Origin of the sequence: Mucilaginibacter sp. (assembly GCF_965277465.1) — a bacterium.
Classification (GTDB): Bacteria; Bacteroidota; Bacteroidia; order Sphingobacteriales; family Sphingobacteriaceae; genus Mucilaginibacter.
Window position 1 is genome coordinate 1,208,450 of record NZ_CBDICW010000001.1, and the last position, 16,222, is coordinate 1,224,671.

Genomic DNA, 16,222 nt, shown 5'->3' on the forward strand with positions numbered 1-16,222 from the left:
GCTGGTTATTTATATTGCTGGTTAAAGTATGAAAAATCTCTTTAATTGATCGTGTTTCAGTTATCCGTTTAGCAATTTGGCCTCTATAGCCGCTGCAACATGCTCAAATGTCCAATCTTTGATCATATTGCGGGAGTTATTTCCTAAGGAAGCTAACAAATGCTTATCAGCAGTTAAATGCTTTAGGCATTCGGTCAGGCTGTTTACATCACCCTCAATAAATATGGCTCCATTTTTATCTTTTTGTATCAGGTCAATAGCGCAGCCCACTTTATCCGATGCTAATATAGCTTTTCCGCAGGCCATAGCCTCATTAATACTTAAACCCCATGTTTCGCTTTTTGAGGGTAGGCAAAAAAGATCAGCCGCCTGGTACAATACCGGCATGTAGGATTGATTTTTAAAATCAAGAAAATGTATGTTTTCTGCAAGCGTACTTTGAACTGCGTGATTACGTAGCTCATTTTCATTTACACCGTTACCAACCAATAGTAAATGTACATTTTGCCTGTTCAGGTTGATAAAAGCCTGCAACAGCAGATCAACATTTTTAATGGGCTCAAACTTTCCGGCAAATAATATTAATATATCATCTTCTTTAAGCTTCAGGGATGAACGAAGTTCGGCTGCCTCTTCTTTCCGGCTTTCGCTGAAACGGGCATTATCTATAGCATGCGGTGCAAAGCTTAATTGGTTTTGCTTTAAACCATATTTTAAAAAGTAATTTTTATTGTTTTGGCCCACGTAAAAAGCATGGTCAACATGGCTATAGATCCAGTTTAAAAAAGCAGACTTTAAAAGACCTTTGAGCAGCCCGGTATCCCTCAGGATGGTTGAATCTCCCCGAAAATAAACCGGGATCTTTTTACTGAAATAACGGATCAGCTTTAAGTGGCTTTTATATGCCCAGCCAAAAATCAGCAAAGCATCAGGCTGCCACTTCTCTATCTGGCTTGCTAATCCTGGAGTAATTATGCCTTTAAACGACCGCGTATCAGGATTTTCAGCAATATTATTTGCCCATTCATAAGGGTAAGCTTCTAAAAGCGGAATATCCCAGCTTACTACTTTATTAAAACCTGGGTCGTACTTTTCAGCTTCCTGGTTTCCCAGCGTATAAAATACTTTTATGCTGATGTTATTGCGCTGGTGCAGTAGCTTAAATATGGGTGCGTAGTATTGTATAGGGTGAGTGCTTACTATAGCCAGCTTTTTCAATTGCAGGTGAGGTTATCTGTTAGCAGGAATGGGTTTTAATATTTTACGGCTTACCATTTATGGTGCGCTACCGCAAGGTTAAAAAGATCAGTTTGCTGATGGGTTAGCTGCCGGGCACTATAATTATCAAAGCCTTTTAAAAGCGTTAAAGGCGTAAACTTACGTTTGCCCCAATTGCTGAGTGTTTGATACAGCGTATCGGCTATGATGGTTTTATCCGTTGTAAAAGTTAGTATAATGGCATTATTGACACTTTCTGTTAATGCTTTTATAGCGTTACTTTCAGCATTAAAAAAGGCAAGCAATGGTTTTTTGGTAAGCAGGTAAGGATAAATTTTTGATGCAGTATACCGCGGATCATCAGACCCCGGGATAAATAAAGCATCGGCCTGTTGCAGGGTGGCTAAGGTATGGTAATAGCTTATGCGGTCGGTAATTTCAATAACACTGTTTTCAACGCCGTATGTTTTGGCCAGTGGTAAAATGGTAGCCTCGCCTGTTCCCTGCGGTGCATAGCTGGTGCCTATAAAGTAAAATTTTAAATTACCGAACAGTTCCGGTTCAACATTTAAGCCTTTTTTTAAGGCCTCAAAAACAGGGATAATAGCCTTATGCATATCAAACCCACCACGGCCCACATACACTATATTAACAAAGCCAGGTTGCAGCAAGGAGCTAAACTTATGTTGATTTTCGGTGGCAATTTCCAGATCAGGCTCAAAAGCACCAAAGGTTATGGTGCTTGCAGGCACATCCTTTAGTTCCGCATACCGGGCTTTCAAGTCTTCAATATAATATTCAGATACACTGATCAGTCCATCTGCCTGTTTCATAGCTATGGGCTCTAAGCGTTTATGCAAGTTATAGGAAAACCAATATTTTGGTGGGCGCTGCGCTTTGGGCTTATCCTGGTAATACTCGGAGTGCCAGGGATCTTGCATATCAATAACGTAGGGTACACCGAAACGCTTTTTCCAGTAAGCTCCTAATATACAAAGCGGAAACTGCGTGGTTGAAAAATAGATCAGGTCGTACTTGTCTTTTTTTAGCAGCTCATTTATCTTTTTACGATAATAAGGTAAGGAGCGCAGCGCAAGGCTACCCAAGCCCAGCTTAGAAGTGAGCTTTTTACTTAAAGCACCCACATAGTGAAATTTTATATCAGCCGGAACGCTTTGAAGCAGCAACTCATCCTTCACAATTTCGGAGTACTTATCTTCAACACAAACAACCTCAGCTTCCCAGCCAAATTCTTTAAAGTAAGGAAGGCTGGTGCGGATGCGGTGCATATCAGCCGCATTTGAGGGTGCAAAGTGCGGCGAAATAATAAGTACTTTTTTAATGCTCAATATATTGGTTAAGTGTTATGCCCGTGAAAAATATCTTTTCCACCAGCGTTTGTTTTTTAAGTTTTGGCGGCCCTCCGTCCAATCGCAAACCTCGTCAACAACATCGTAATAGCCATTTTGCGCGGCAGGCAGACCACCATTTTCAACATCGGAAATCAGTTTTTGTAAGCCTGCGTAAAATGTTTTGGAACGATAGGGTGGGTGCAATGACCACAAGCCGGGGCTATCGCCCAAAAAGTCGATGCGTTTTAAGTGGTGCTTCTTCAAATAATCAGAGATCATGTGTTCCGGCAGATCAGCATTAGAGTTTCCGTCGATCAGCGCCTTGATCTGCGAACGGATGGCCGGCTTTTTAAGTGATAGTTTCTGAGTTTTAAACCGGGATTTATCAAGCATAAATATCCGCGTGCTCATGTTGGTAAAAGCAAATGTATAAGGGGCTATTTTGCTTTCAATATCCTGGCCTATCAATATATCTTCGGGGTGCGGAGGCCCAGGTAGCGGCGATACGGTGAAGCAGCTTGCATCATTTTTAAAAAGCTGAACTGCCTCATTAATCCAGGTCTGGCTGCCGCCGCCCAAAAAAATATCTGAGTCTAAATGAAAAACAAGGTCATTTGCTGCATTAAACAAACCAAAAAAGTAAGCGTAGAAAGGGCCGCCCCTAAAATCTTTATCGGGGATATGATCCCCACCAAAAAAGTATTGGGCAATGGCTTGTTTAACGGGTTTGCTATAGTCTACAAAAATAATCCGCACTTTGAATCCCGGCTCAATCTCAGTTTTTAAAAAGGTGTTTAAAGCATCTTTATAAATTTCCCAATCCGTACTGAAACGGCCTTTGCTGACGCGGGTATCAACCGTTAAAAGTATCTCATCAACCTGGCCTGATAGTGCTTTAAGCTGGTGTTTAAGCAGGTATTTAGCATGTAAATAATCTCCGGGCGAAAGATTGATCTGCAGGCTTACTTTAGGACTGGAAGGCATGGTTAATTAAGCTTAATAATTTGGTCGACTCATTTTCCCAGCAATATTTTAATGCTGCTTTTTTTGCAACTTCACGGGCTTCGCTTATAGCTTCCGGATCATTGAGCCAGTTTTGCAGACGTTCTATATCTTTTGTATCCGGATTTTTGGGGATCATGATACCGGGGGTAATTTTATCAAAGATCTCTTTTTGCCCGGCGGTTTCGGTTGCTATAACCGGAAGACCCGCCTGCAGGTATTGAAAAAATTTATTAGTTATGGTATAATTACGACTTGGCGGATTGGTTAATTCAAGGGCCAGGCCAATATCAAATTCAGATATTTTTTTGGCGAGCTCTGTTTCGCTAACCTGCGGATGAAAGAATAAGGTATGCTGTGCAGGTATCATAGTTATTAAGTGCTGCTGATAGCCGGTATCAACATCACCAAGCAAATGCAACTGCAAGGGCTTAATCATAGCTTTTAACAGGCCCATAAACTCTTCAATACCACGGCCCGGGCCAATAGTTTGCGAAAACCAAAATAACTTTAAGGGGGGTAAATACGACTTTTCCTTTTGCAATAACTGCTCTTTTAAAGGGAATACGTTGTAGATCACTGCAGGTTGTTTGCAATGGTATTCATCAGCTAATTTTTTTGCCAATGCCTGAGATGTGGTCACACAAAATGTAGCCGTGTTAAGCGCAATACTTTCAACCTTTTTTAAAAGGTTTACAGGTCTTTTTGTTCTTGCTTCGGGCAGCAAATCTGCCGAGTACCAGTCTTCCAGGTCAAATGCTACCTTGTAACCAGCCTCAATTAACCGGGTACCCAAATAGGTAGCTAACTCCTGGTGGCAGCTGTAGAGATCTGCATTAATGGCCCTGCACCTTTTCAGATACCTGTGTGCACCATAACCAAGTGCCAGTGATGATTCAAGCTTAAAATACTGAACCAGCAAACCGCCTAATTTATAAACAAGGCGATCGGTAAAAGAACACCAACCTTTTTGCGTGAGATCAGAAATACTTTGAAGCTGAATAGATGGATGATCTTTAATCAATTCCAGATCCATCAACTGTAACTCTTTTGAAAATATTGAATTTAAAATATGAACGGTATACCCATTTTCACTCAATGCAATAGCCTCTTTTAAAACCCGCGGATTACGGCAAAGATGCGATTGTGATATGATCAGTACTTTATAAGCCAATGAGCCTGTGTTTTTTGGGTAGTTAATTTTTAAAGCTGTTCTTTAATTTTTTGGTAAGCTTCCACCCAATCAGGGTGGCTAATGTTTTTGTATATCCCCCGGCCAAAAACGGAAGATTAGCCCCGCCAAGCGCCTTGATATTTTGTTCGGCTTTGCGGGTTAATTCATTTTCGTAAGGGTATACTTCATGTACAAAGCCCTGCCAAAGGTTTGCGCAGCTTTGCTTAATATGTGCATTATCGCCAAAATGTGCTAAAATAAGTTCCGTTGATAGTTGGATGGATTTGTACAATGATAAATAAGCATTTGATCCTTTTTTAGAAGATAAGCCCTTTATGCCTGACCGGTAGTAAAAAGTAGCATTATGGTTAAATAGTATTTTTTTAGCCTTTAAAAACACCCTCGAATAAAATTCAAGGTCATCATTTAAATTCAGGCTTTCGTTCCATGGCCCGGCTTGTTCTACTATTTTTTTTGGAATGATTACCCTGCCGGGTGTGGTCATTGGGTCATTGTTATGCCAATGATCGTTGATCCAGTCCTCAAAAAAAAGTTCATCGTAAGTATTAGCTTCTTTAACAAAACTGTTGAAGTCATCGCCATAAAAACGACCCCAGTCTGCTAATACCACTACATCATCAAGATCATTTATTTTTTTTACCTGCTGCAAAATAAAATCAGGCTTAACATGATCGTCCGCATCAAAAAATATAATGTACTTGCCTTTTGAATGTTGATAAGCAATATTACGGGCTTTTGCAGCACCGCCGTTGGTTAAGTTTATCAGGGTGATCCTTTGGTCGGTAATGCTTTCAATTTGGGCTCTGGTATCATCTGTAGAGCCATCATTAACCACAATTATTTCAATGTTTGAATAGCTTTGTGCGCACAAACAGGCCAATGTTTGCTGTATAAACGGCCCGCAATTATAGGCAGGCATACAGATGGAGATCAACGGCATGTTTATATTTCCCGGCTCGTTGCTCATTATTAAGTTAGCTGTTGTTTCCAGCTCTCTTTAAAATAAAACTCTTTGGATTCATTAACATAATGATGCAGCACACCCTCTTGTTTTATAATCTGCTCCGTTGTGGGCGACACGATATAATCAGATGGCGGGGCGACAAACAGGTTACCCGATTTTTCCAGCAATATCCCGGTTATCAGTTGCTCCATATAGTATTGTGTACCTAACTGCGTATCAAACTCTTTGATCATGTTTTCGATAAATGGCAGATCCATTTTTTCGCTATGCATAGCATACATGCCCGAATTTACATCATTTTTGATAGGCACCGGCCATATTTTCAGGATCTCGGCATCTGTATAACCATAACTTCTTTGCACATCCTGTATACAAAGTGTATGGTCGGCAATATCACCGTGTTCATTTAGCCAGTTTAAAAATGCTGTTGGTTTGTGTATAAAAAGCATATCGGAATCAAAAAAGATAGCCGGCCCCTTATTACTTAAATGCGGGAAGATCATTTTTTTAAACAGTGGCAGGGTTTCTATCTTTTTAGTTAGATACGGAAACGCAGCTGTGGATAAAACAGCATTAACAGCCGCCATTGATTCCTCAAAGCTGATCACTTTTATTTTGGGGAACCTTGTTTTTAAAATGGCTGAGGTGGCATCACTTAAAGAACCATCGCTGTAATAATTGACAGAAAAAGTTTTGGCTTCATCGGCACTCAGGTGCCTGAAAAAACTGTAGGTGCAAAACAACGACTGATGAATAAATTTATCGCCCGTTAAAAAGTTCAGTTTAAATTTCCCATCCGGCGTAAAGTCACTCTTTATAGTCAGCTTATTTAAAGCATAGGCTTTCATTTCCTGTTCGGCGGCCAGCATATTTAAATAGTTCTGTTTGCCGCCAAACTTTTTAATGGTAGCCTGTTTCGATTTTTTTTCGAAGTAGAGTTTATATACTAATTTGCCTATGAATGACATTTATGCTGTAATAATAAAAGATTTGCAGGCCGGTTTATTGAGTAAGCCCTAATAAAGCTTTGTCTGTTTTTTTTCGTAAATTAATAAATGGCCTTTCAACCAAAATATAGCTTAGCAATCCTAATATAGCGGAGATCAACAGGGCAAGGCCTATAAAAACAATCACCGGAAGCTTGTTCCCTACAAGCTGAAACAATAATTGCTGTACCGGGAAGCTGTAGATATATAAGCCGTACGATACATCGTACCTGATCTTAAATTCAAACAGCTGAAAGGTATTGATCAGCACCATTGCAATTAGAAGCGGCGATAGCAGGTTATAGCCGCCGAATTTTATGAGCATCAGGGTAAAGAGCAGTAAAAAGATAGTTCCTTTTTTATCAAGCGATAACTGATCGCGAAAGATGAAGAGCAGCGCACCCGCCATGTACGATGCATAAAGCTTAAGTGCCGGGGATAATATCAGTATAGTTGGCCCAAAGCTTTTTGAAAAATTAAAGTTGATGGCAAAAAATACAAATACCGTAATGCTGAAAATGAGGTATAAAAACTTGTTCCGGTTAAAAAGGCCCAATGAGCCTGTCAGCAACGTGAAGCAATAACATTGCATTTCGGGAAACAAGCTCCATAAACTGCCATTCAGGGAATCTTTATAAGCTTCAAAATTTAACAGGTCTTTGATGCTCCATTGGTTTATTTTCAGTAAAAAGTTATGATAAACAAACCCAATAGCGCTTTCGGGCCCTGTAAAACTAAAGGTAGCTAACGGCCTGCCGCTTAAAGTAAAAATAAGCGGAGCAATTATAAATGCAGTTATTATTAAGCATACCCAAAAGCCAGGGAAGATCCTTAATAAACGGTGACTTAAAAAGATCCAGATATTTTTGGCCCTGTCAAAACTTGCGGTAATGAGGTAGCCGCTAAGCGTAAAAAAGCCCATAACGCCAAACTCGGCCAAATCTGTTTGCCCTTTTGATGGATAAGAAAGCGGATCATGCAGTTTGTAGCCGCCCAGCAAAATACCATGCGTAATTAATACGCAAAGTGCTAACAGGAGCCTGAGCAGATCGAATGCATTTTTTTTATCCGTCATTTATTTATAATTACTGTAAAGGTCCGTTAATATCAGATAATCCGTCGAATGTTCCGCAGGCCCCGCTCCACCTGATGTGGTTAGCATCGCCTTTCCAGGCCTTGTAAGTAAGCCAGGCTTTAGCTTTTCTTAGGGGCACGGTCCACAAAGGTATTTTTTTCCAGGGGTTGATCTGATGATACTCCAGCAGCTGGATCCATGACCGGTTGGTATTGTTGATCAACCGTGACAGGTATTCAACCTGGGTTCTTTGCTTTGGAATGATGTGCAGCAGGCTAAGTGAAGGGAAATACCCAACCTGCCAGCCTGCTTTAAGTACTTCTAAAACAATATCGTTATCTCCCCCCGAACTTAGTGAACTGCCCGACCTATCGGTTATCAGCTTTGTATTACTGCTTACTTTGGCAATATAATTTTCAAGTGCCGCTTTTCTTATCGCAATGCCTGCACCAATAGGAGATGATGCCGGGTAGGTATTATCCCAAGTGTTTAAAATTATGTTTTCGCCCAAATCGCGCAGCGCTAAATTTCCATAAAATTCTTTCAGCCATTCCGGTTGTTCCTGCTCAAACAGCGGGATGGATTTGCCACCGATAGCACCCGCCATTGGGTTGTTTTTAAAGACCTCTAAAGTGTTTTGCAGGTAATGCTGGTCTAAAATATTATCATCATCAACCAAAATAATAATGTTTGCTTTGGCTGCTAAAAAGCCTTTTAAGCGGGCATAGGTAAGGCCTTGTTTGGGTTCAGCAATTATCCGGCTGTTTGCATGCCAGCTTAAATCTATTTTTTCGGCGATGTTGAAGGATGAATTATTATCTATTATGATCAGTTCCCAGGCATCAATGGCTAAAGTTTGCTGCTTTAAACCGTTAAGTGTTTGGTTAAGCCGCTCAATATTGGGGTTATATGTGGGTATAATTACTGATACATCCATCAGGCTTGCTTAAAAAGGGTTAGTGCCTGTTTATAATAAGCCACCGAGTTTTCGGCGAGTTTCTCTTTGGTAAATTTATCCTCAACTGTTTTACGGGCATTTATTCCCATATCTATTCTTAACTGATGATTGTTGATGAGGATGAGTATTTTTTCGGCAAGATTTACCGGATCGGCCATTTCAGCAAACAGCCCGTTTTGGTTATCTTCTATAATTTCAGGCACGCCGCCAACCCTGCAGCCTATTACCGGCTTACCAAAACTCATGGCTTCTATGTATATTAAACCGAATGATTCATACCTTGATGGGGCTACAAAAATATCACATCCAGCATACGCATTATTGGTTGCTTCATTGCTCGCATTGCCGCTGAAGGTAACGTTGGCAAACACTTGCGGGCTATTCTGAGCCTTAAACCCTGTTTCATATTCATTTTTAGGGTCTGATCCTATCAATTCAAAATGAACATTGGGGTTTGTTTTAAGTACCAATGGAATAGCTTGCAGTAAAGTATCGGTGCCTTTTCTGTATTCAAAACGGCCGACGTATAATATTTTTAAAGGCTCAGTATCCTTTTTTTGTATTGATGCGGCAACTACCGGCAAGTTAATACCATGCGGTATAATGGTGAAATTGCTTGCATTTACGCTGTAAAGTTTTTCTATCTCTCGGGCATGGTCATGCGCATGGGTGATCAGGAAACGGCTTTTTTTGATCATTTTGATTTCTAATTCGCCCAGCTCCCTTTGCGCCCTTGATTTAAAGGGATAGTAATTATCCATCATCTGCAAAAAGGTGGTACTTACCCTTACAACTATGGGCAACTGCTGTTTTTTAAATAGATACAGGTAGCCTAATGAAAAATAGCTGGTTGTTTCAATTACCTGCAGGTTGTATTTCTTTTTTATCCGGTTAATGTTTTTAAATGCTGTAGCCATGCATTTTAGCTTCAGCAAAAGATCAGTTACGGCCCATTTATTCTTAAGCTTTTTATGGAGCCATGCAGGCAGGCTAACCTTATAAGTAAGCAGGTTTATATTTTTGCTGAGGCTTTGCTCGACGGGTACATCATCCTGCTCATAAGCCGAACGGATATGGATAATGACAACCTTATGCCCCAAATTATCCAAAGCTTGTGCCAATACTGCAAAATGATTTGCCAGGCCGCTATTGGTGGTTTGGGCATCAGGATAGTAAGGTGTCAGCAGCCCGATGTTCATGCCTTTTTTACGGGTGTTAAACTCCACATTAGCATGCGGGCAATGGTTTTAATTCTGAAACCTATAGTGAATGGGTTTTGGCCCGTAACATAGTATAATAAGTTTTGCCAGGCAAATAAAATATTGACCTTGTCTTTAGCCATGTATAAACAGCAATAAACCGAGGTATCCAAACATCTTTTTGGCTCATCTATTTTTGCAATGCCATTATTTTGCGCCAGCATTTTGTATTGATAGCTGTAAAAGGTATGGTCGTAATTTTGTGAGCTAAAGCCCGATTCGCCATAAGCGGCTATATCCATGTCAAGGTATCTTTTTTTGAAGCTATCGTTTAAAAATACTTTGAGTGTAAAATGATAATCTGCCGCTGTTTTAAACCTGAGATCATACTTACCAAACTCATTGAAAAGTGAGGCTTTGTAAAAGATGCTTTGGTGATGGATGCCGGTTGATAAAACCTTTGAAAGCGTATCATACACATACCTTGTATCGCTTGATATGCCGTACACGTTACCATAAATAAGATCGGTATCCGTTTTGTTGATCTCCCTTTGTATGTCGCTTAAGACAGCAGGCGAGTGGAGCCTGTCATCGCTGCCCATAAAATAAAACCAGCTGCCTTTGGCTAAATCAAGCCCTTTGTTCATGGCATCGTAAATACCATTGTCGCGTTCAGACAAAATCTTGATCCGTACTTCAGGATTTGATTTTTGAAGGTCTGCAATTATCTGCAGTGTATTGTCGGTAGATGCCCCGTCTACAAAAACAAGTTCATAATCCTTTTCATCCTGCATCAGGATACTATGAATAGTATCATTTAGCGTCCCTTCACTATTATATAATGGAATGATGATAGAAAAGAATGGGGTCAATCGTATTTAGGCTTGTTTGGTACGGATGTAAATATCGCCAAAGCTGGTTTGGTTAAACCCTTCGGAAAAGATGTGGTTGCGCATCTCTTCGGCCGAGAGCCAATCCGTAAGCGCCCAAACCAGATCTTCGCCAATGCTGTAATTACATTCAATATTTTTGTTGTGCTTTTCTATCTGGTTAAGGCACATTATGGCCCTGTCGGGTTGCTCGGGTACGGTATATTCAAAGCTGATCAAACCGATAGGTTGGGTAAGGCCCTTCAGTACCTCTAACTCATAACCTTCCACATCAATTTTTATAAATGAGGGTATGCCATTGGCTTCAATCACTTCATCGGCAGTGGTCATTTCTATCATTACGGCTTTGTTCCAGTTCTTTTCTTTAAAGCGATGCGTGTCTTTAACCGCATTGATCCACTCGTCAGAAAAGGAAGAAATAGTAGAATCATTTGAGATATGGAACTCCTTAACACTCTTTGCCTCGCCCAATCCTTTACGGATAAGCGTTATTTGGTTACCAAATTTTTGTTTCAGAAACTTCGCGCACTTTTCCTGCGGCTCAACAGCCACTACTTTAGCGCCGATATATAATAACGGTGCTATGCGGTTGCCTACGTTGGCGCCAACATCAAAACAGGTGTCGCCTTTTTTGATAAATGACGAATAAAATACGGCTTTGCGCTCAATCTCTCTTAACTCAGATCTTTTTTGAACAGCTGAGGGGAACCAGGTTCTTAATTGAGTTATAACCTTTGGTCCAATTGCTTTCTTTAATGAAGATCTCATTCAGCTGTTATAATTACCATGTGTTTATATTTTTGTTTACTTCTTTTATCCAGGTATCAAGCCCAGTTGGGTTCCAGTGGGTATCACTCCGGTAATAGATATTATCCGGTGCTGTTTTAAACTTATTGAAAATACTTATGACCGGGAAACGGTTATTTTGTTCAACCCGCTCAAGCAGGTGATTATAAGGCATTCTTTTATCATCATAAACCGAAACTGCATTTGGAACAACCGAAAGGATCACCTTTTTAAAGCCGATAGAAAGGTAATATTTATTTGCATCATCCAGGTTGCCGATCAGTTTTTTCAGTTCGCCATCATTTACGTTCCTGAAATCAGACTCGCGGTTTGAGGTATCAACCGTTATGTTCATCAATAACCTCTTCTTATCAGTGCTTACCGCCACCTCTTTAGCCACCCTGCCAAACAGTTTATAATTTATAGCTGCTTTAAGCTCTTTAATTGGCGTGAAAAGCTTATCATCAAAAAGCAAAAGTTCAAGGTTCCGGCTCAGGTCTTTATTAAAAATAACCTTATTTATTCTCTCCGGAATGCTTGTTGGTAAGTAGGCATCAGCAGCACTATTCGCGGTTGTGGGGTTAAAGTTTAATTTAGCGGCTATATCTTTTGCTGCCCATCTTTTTTCGGCAGTTTTGCCCAGGGCGTAATCATTCAGGTTCCTTTCGGCAAACTCCATAATCAGGTAGTTTTGCCTGGTGCTGTCAAGGGTTATCGGGCCAAATGGAAACCGTCTGTCTAAATAAACCACGTTATCAAATCCATCAAAAGCACCACTCAGGGTTTTATCAGCCAGGTAACTATCACCAATTATATAAAGTATGCGGCCGGTCAATGGTTTCCGGCCATCCCGGTTATATTCTTTAAAAGGCTCCAGCGGAAATTTATAATCATGCAGGAACGATACGCCATAAAGGTCGCCGTAGCGCCAGTGGTCTGATCGTACAAAAACACGGTAATACAACGAGCTATTATAACCGGTCGGGGCTTTCAGGTGATCAAAATACCTATCGCTTTTTATTTTGTTAATAAAGGTTTGGTTCATTGATCCTAAAAGGATAACCATACTTATTAATAACACCAGTAAGCAAGCTATTTTACGTATCAAAACTGAAAGTAAATAAATTGAGCCTCGTTAAATATGCCTAAAAAGTAACAGGCTATAATTAACCCAATGGTTGTAATGATCTTTTTTTTGTTAGAGAAGGCGGTATAATTACGCAGGTACCATTCGCCAACCAACAGGCTTATAATAATGATCACACAGTATATAATCTCCTTAACTGCCATAATTGAATTGGCTGAATAAGCCAGGCCATTAAAAGAGCAGATCTTGTGAAGGATATAAAAGCCATCGGCAACGGTATCTGCCCTGAAAAAGATCCATGCCAGGCAAACCATATTAAAGGTAATAAGCCATTTTAAATAGGTAAAGCCTTTTAATTGGATGTTGAGCTTTTTTAAAACCTGATAAATAATCAATAAGCAGCCGTGTATAAAACCCCAAACCAGGTATTTCCAGTTGGCACCATGCCAAAGGCCGCTTACCATAAATACAATAAGCAGGTTTATGCAGGTTATAAAAAATGATACCCGGTTGCCGCCAAGCGGGATGTACAAATAATCTCTGAACCAGGTAGAGAGCGAGATATGCCAGCGTTTCCAAAACTCGGCTATGTTTTTGGCGAGGTATGGCATGTTGAAGTTTTTCATCAGCTCAATACCTAAGGTAAGGGCTGCGCCGATGGCAATGTCCGAGTATCCGCTAAAGTCGCAATAGATCTGGAAGGCGAAAAAATAGGTAGCCAAAAGCAGATCCAGGGCGGAATGACTATGCGGGTGCGAAAAAACCGGATCAACATAAAGGCCCAGCCTGTCGGCAATCACCATTTTTTTAAACAGGCCTACAATTATTAAAAAGATGCCCGTTATAAATTTACTGTTGCTGAATTTATTTACCCGGTGCAGCTGCGGCAATATATGCTTCGGCCTTTCAATAGGGCCAGCCACCATTTGCGGATAAAACATTACATACAGGGCATAGATACCAAAGTGGCGCTCGGCCTTTTGGTTGCCGCGATATACCTCAATAGTATAACTCATAGCCTGAAAGGTGTGGAACGAAAGGCCTATAGGCAAAATGAAATCAAGCAGTGGTATTTTATGTGTGGCTGATGGCAGCAGGAAGTTAATATTCTCCGCAAAAAAGTTAAAATACTTATAAAACGCCAGCACGCCAACATTGGCTATGATGCTGATGAGCAGAAAGAGCTTTCGCTTTTTGCCCGATGCTTTTTCAATAAGCAGGCCTGCTATATAATCAACAATAATGGTGAACAGTATAATAAGGATATACTGCGGCCTGAAATACATGTAAAAATAGCAGCTGGCTGCCAGTAACCATACCCACCTTATTTTATAAGGCAGTAAATAATAGCAGGAGGTAACTATTAAAAAGAACAGTAAAAACAGGAGGGAGTTAAATAGCATTCAGATTAGCGGATACTTTTTGGTGATTATATTAGTTTAAAAAGCCGGTAAAGCTTAATCCTTATCCTGTTTATAAAATTGATCCTTTTCCATTCAAACACTTCGCCGTGTGCATCTGCCGACCAGATCTTTAAATGGTCCTCTTCCCATTTTACCTTTAGTTTAGGGTCGAAAGTTTTGGCATCATCATGCACTTTGGCTATGGCAAGCGGTTGCCTTATCAGCTTTCTTTTATTTCCTTTTACCAGCCGAAGCCATAGTTCAAAATCCATAGAGCAGTGCAGCTCTTCCCATATGGGTTTATGAATATCAGCAGCCCAAAAGGTTGCCGGCTGCACCAGCGCGGGTATCTTGATAAAATAATCTAAAAAAGGCAATACCTTAACCGTGTCAAAGCGGTTTTCGTCGGTATAGTGGTTAACTCCGTATCCGTAAACAAACTTGGCCCCGGTTTTTAAAAAGATGCTTATCACCGTATGAAAAACATTTTTTAAATAATGATCATCGCTGTTGATCCAGCCATAATGATTGCCCGATGCCAGGCTGAAACCCATATTAATGGCATGGCCCTGACCGCCATCTTTTTCGCTTTGCCAGTAGCTTATCCAGGGTGCATATTTTTCTATAACCTGGCGGGTATCATCTTTACTGCCGCCATCCATAATAATGTATTCAAGATTAGGGTAGTTTTGTAACAATACGGCCCTTATGGTTTCTTCAATAAATTGTCCCTGCTGGTACGATGGCGTTACAATAGTGACCTTGGGCCAGTCTGTCCTGCTGTTATAAATGGCGGGATCGGTTTCTTCTGTCCACGGCCAGCCCGATTTGCCTGCCGGTGCCGCGGGTAAAAGAGTTAGTAAACCCTGTTTTGCTGTTGGAACCTGCGGCAAAGGCATCGCCACGCCTTTTGTTGTAAAATTTGAGCGGTATTGTTTTAGATCGGGTAGCTTCATTATTTGTTTAGTGCCTGGGCAGTTATCACTTTTTCAATAATATGGTATACATCCTGCACCCTTATATCATTAATGGTGAATGATGAATACTGATCGTAGTTTTTAATGTCGGCTGTATAGTTAGCAGGGAATACAGTGTGAATATTATGGGTGATAGTTGATGGATAAGGTACAAACCTGCCGTATAGATCGCCTTTTGAAATACAAACAGCCGGTACAGCTAATGCTGCCGCGATATGGATAGCAACGGTATCGCCCGAAATCAACAACCTTGCACCGCCAATAAGCTGGCACAAACCGATTAGATTTAAATCTGGCAGGGCAGAAAACTTTCCGCCGGGGAAGTTATGACCAATAAGGGATAATTCCTTTTCATCATCCTTGCCGCCTGCTGCAATAATATTAATGTTCAGATTTGAAATAATTGACTGGCAAAGTTTATTGAAACTGCTTGCCGGCCATTTTTTATCGGCGGTACTTGCCCCGGGAAAAATTACTATGCTTTTGTTAGGCGTTATGTTTAAATGGTCTTTTTTTATAAAAGGGGCGGAGAGCTGGCACTGCTCACCCGTAAGCGCCTCAAAGATCTGTTTGTTACGATCAAACTCGTGCAGCGGTACGGTATCTACGCTTATAAGTTGGGAATAGTATTTATCGCCATTGCTTTTTAATGCTGCTGATTGATTGATCAGGTCGCCGTCAACCGCAATTTTGGTTTTTGCGTTTATGCTATTTATCAGCTCATCAGCAACATATTTTCGCGAATAATTGGGGTAAATAATAGTTTGTATCCTTAAGCGCTGCAGTGCGAATAGCAATTTAACTAAATCCCATTTTAAAAAGAAACCATCTGCATACCAGTAAAAGCCATCAACCGTATCCGAATCTAAATGGAGCGCCAGATCTTTGCTTGCCCTGTTGGCCAGCAGATATATTTTATAATGCTTGTATTTTTCAGCATTTTTTAAAAACTCAAGGTAGTTGCGGAATAGCAGGTGATCGCCTATGCCATCATTTTTTACTATCAATAACGTGTTCTTTTTGCGGGGAACAAAAAAGAACAGCACCTTAAGTATAGCCGGGGCCAATACCCGGATAATGATAAACTTAAATTTGTTTTTTGCTGAACTAAGGATGGGCATAGCGGCCAG

15 protein-coding genes are annotated in these 16,222 nt (G+C 40.6%); all 15 read right to left on the bottom strand.

Annotation, left to right across the window (positions count from 1 at the left end; genetic code table 11):
• Positions 1-60 precede the first annotated feature (60 nt).
• The 15 genes from ACQY4U_RS05580 to ACQY4U_RS05650 are packed head-to-tail and all read right to left on the bottom strand — an operon-like array spanning position 61 to position 16,213.
• Positions 61-1,218: a glycosyltransferase family 4 protein gene (locus ACQY4U_RS05580; protein WP_428328404.1), complete on the bottom strand. Its 1,158-nt coding sequence runs from the start codon at positions 1,216-1,218 to the stop codon at positions 61-63.
• Between the two features lie 50 nt (positions 1,219-1,268).
• Complete coding sequence (locus tag ACQY4U_RS05585) at positions 1,269-2,567, bottom strand: glycosyltransferase (RefSeq protein ID WP_428328405.1); 1,299 nt, start codon at positions 2,565-2,567, stop codon at positions 1,269-1,271.
• Positions 2,568-2,582: 15 nt separating this feature from the next.
• The gene (locus tag ACQY4U_RS05590; RefSeq protein ID WP_428328406.1) at positions 2,583-3,554 is read right to left on the bottom strand and encodes a hypothetical protein; all 972 of its coding nucleotides are present in this window, start codon (positions 3,552-3,554) and stop codon (positions 2,583-2,585) included.
• Complete coding sequence (locus tag ACQY4U_RS05595; RefSeq protein WP_428328407.1) at positions 3,538-4,746, bottom strand: glycosyltransferase family protein; 1,209 nt, start codon at positions 4,744-4,746, stop codon at positions 3,538-3,540. Before ACQY4U_RS05595 ends, ACQY4U_RS05590 begins: the two co-directional genes overlap by 17 nt.
• A gap of 22 nt (positions 4,747-4,768) precedes the next feature.
• Entirely contained in the window at positions 4,769-5,734 is a 966-nt protein-coding gene (locus ACQY4U_RS05600) for a glycosyltransferase family 2 protein (RefSeq protein WP_428328408.1), read from the bottom strand.
• A 2-nt stretch (positions 5,735-5,736) separates the two neighbouring features.
• Entirely contained in the window at positions 5,737-6,699 is a 963-nt protein-coding gene (locus ACQY4U_RS05605; RefSeq protein ID WP_428328409.1) for a hypothetical protein, read from the bottom strand.
• Between the two features lie 34 nt (positions 6,700-6,733).
• Positions 6,734-7,792 carry an acyltransferase family protein gene (locus ACQY4U_RS05610; protein WP_428328410.1) on the bottom strand — a complete coding sequence of 353 codons (1,059 nt, stop codon included), beginning with the start codon at positions 7,790-7,792 and terminating at the stop codon, positions 6,734-6,736.
• A gap of 10 nt (positions 7,793-7,802) precedes the next feature.
• On the bottom strand, positions 7,803-8,729 hold the full coding sequence (locus tag ACQY4U_RS05615; protein WP_428328411.1) for a glycosyltransferase: 927 nt from the start codon (positions 8,727-8,729) through the stop codon (positions 7,803-7,805).
• A complete protein-coding gene (locus tag ACQY4U_RS05620) occupies positions 8,729-9,949 on the bottom strand; it encodes a glycosyltransferase family 4 protein (protein WP_428328412.1) in 1,221 nt (406 codons plus the stop codon). The genes ACQY4U_RS05615 and ACQY4U_RS05620 overlap by 1 nt, the downstream gene beginning before the upstream one ends.
• On the bottom strand, positions 9,946-10,821 hold the full coding sequence (locus ACQY4U_RS05625) for a glycosyltransferase family 2 protein (RefSeq protein ID WP_428328413.1): 876 nt from the start codon (positions 10,819-10,821) through the stop codon (positions 9,946-9,948). The genes ACQY4U_RS05620 and ACQY4U_RS05625 overlap by 4 nt, the downstream gene beginning before the upstream one ends.
• Positions 10,822-10,827: 6 nt before the next feature.
• Complete coding sequence (locus ACQY4U_RS05630; RefSeq protein ID WP_428328414.1) at positions 10,828-11,607, bottom strand: FkbM family methyltransferase; 780 nt, start codon at positions 11,605-11,607, stop codon at positions 10,828-10,830.
• A 13-nt stretch (positions 11,608-11,620) separates the two neighbouring features.
• Entirely contained in the window at positions 11,621-12,691 is a 1,071-nt protein-coding gene (locus ACQY4U_RS05635; RefSeq protein WP_428328415.1) for a hypothetical protein, read from the bottom strand.
• A 38-nt stretch (positions 12,692-12,729) separates the two neighbouring features.
• On the bottom strand, positions 12,730-14,115 hold the full coding sequence (locus ACQY4U_RS05640) for an MBOAT family O-acyltransferase (RefSeq protein ID WP_428328416.1): 1,386 nt from the start codon (positions 14,113-14,115) through the stop codon (positions 12,730-12,732).
• 26 nt (positions 14,116-14,141) lie between these two features.
• The gene (locus ACQY4U_RS05645) at positions 14,142-15,071 is read right to left on the bottom strand and encodes a glycosyltransferase family 2 protein (protein ID WP_428328417.1); all 930 of its coding nucleotides are present in this window, start codon (positions 15,069-15,071) and stop codon (positions 14,142-14,144) included.
• Positions 15,071-16,213: a glycosyltransferase family 9 protein gene (locus ACQY4U_RS05650; protein WP_428328418.1), complete on the bottom strand. Its 1,143-nt coding sequence runs from the start codon at positions 16,211-16,213 to the stop codon at positions 15,071-15,073. The genes ACQY4U_RS05645 and ACQY4U_RS05650 overlap by 1 nt, the downstream gene beginning before the upstream one ends.
• Positions 16,214-16,222 lie beyond the last annotated feature (9 nt).

What these genes read in the sequence shown, in the direction of transcription:
- ACQY4U_RS05635 (WP_428328415.1), bottom strand. Translation starts at nt 12,691, where the DNA reads ATGGTTATCCTTTTAGGATCAATGAACCAAACCTTTATTAACAAAATA.
- ACQY4U_RS05620 (WP_428328412.1), bottom strand. Translation starts at nt 9,949, where the DNA reads ATGAACATCGGGCTGCTGACACCTTACTATCCTGATGCCCAAACCACC.
- ACQY4U_RS05630 (WP_428328414.1), bottom strand. Translation starts at nt 11,607, where the DNA reads ATGAGATCTTCATTAAAGAAAGCAATTGGACCAAAGGTTATAACTCAA.
- ACQY4U_RS05640 (WP_428328416.1), bottom strand. Translation starts at nt 14,115, where the DNA reads ATGCTATTTAACTCCCTCCTGTTTTTACTGTTCTTTTTAATAGTTACC.
- ACQY4U_RS05610 (WP_428328410.1), bottom strand. Translation starts at nt 7,792, where the DNA reads ATGACGGATAAAAAAAATGCATTCGATCTGCTCAGGCTCCTGTTAGCA.
- ACQY4U_RS05590 (WP_428328406.1), bottom strand. Translation starts at nt 3,554, where the DNA reads ATGCCTTCCAGTCCTAAAGTAAGCCTGCAGATCAATCTTTCGCCCGGA.
- ACQY4U_RS05645 (WP_428328417.1), bottom strand. Translation starts at nt 15,071, where the DNA reads ATGAAGCTACCCGATCTAAAACAATACCGCTCAAATTTTACAACAAAA.
- ACQY4U_RS05650 (WP_428328418.1), bottom strand. Translation starts at nt 16,213, where the DNA reads ATGCCCATCCTTAGTTCAGCAAAAAACAAATTTAAGTTTATCATTATC.
- ACQY4U_RS05605 (WP_428328409.1), bottom strand. Translation starts at nt 6,699, where the DNA reads ATGTCATTCATAGGCAAATTAGTATATAAACTCTACTTCGAAAAAAAA.
- ACQY4U_RS05600 (WP_428328408.1), bottom strand. Translation starts at nt 5,734, where the DNA reads ATGAGCAACGAGCCGGGAAATATAAACATGCCGTTGATCTCCATCTGT.
- ACQY4U_RS05615 (WP_428328411.1), bottom strand. Translation starts at nt 8,729, where the DNA reads ATGGATGTATCAGTAATTATACCCACATATAACCCCAATATTGAGCGG.